This window comes from Streptomyces sp. URMC 124, from assembly GCF_051386455.1.
Classification (GTDB): Bacteria; Actinomycetota; Actinomycetes; order Streptomycetales; family Streptomycetaceae; genus Streptomyces.
The window spans coordinates 1-268 of record NZ_JBPQTS010000482.1 but is presented as its reverse complement, the minus strand read 5'-3'; the positions used below and the strand labels follow the sequence as shown (position 1 = coordinate 268).

Sequence of the window (268 nt, the reverse complement as noted above, 5' to 3'; positions counted from 1 at the left end):
CATGCAGCTTGGATGCGATCCGGTCGATCAGGCCAGGCGCCTCCGGATTGGTCACGGTGAGAATTTGCACATGCTTATTAAACATATTCCTCACTTCTTCTCTCGCCTGAGACAGATTATCGGTCTGCGAGGTTTCTTTCCCTGTAACGCCTTGATCCGGCTCGCCTTTACCAGACAAACCGTCCATCTGACTTAATACCCTCCTCTGTATATGGTAATATTGGTTTGAAGACACGGTGGATTCGGCTTGAGCCAGAATGATCGTGTC

The 268-nt window shown here is 49.6% G+C and carries 1 protein-coding gene; it reads right to left on the bottom strand.

Features of this window, described 5'->3' with window-relative positions:
- On the bottom strand, positions 1-187 hold a 187-nt coding region (locus ACSNOG_RS33405), incomplete at its 3' end, for a hypothetical protein (RefSeq protein ID WP_436756421.1).
- Positions 188-268: the final 81 nt, after the last annotated feature.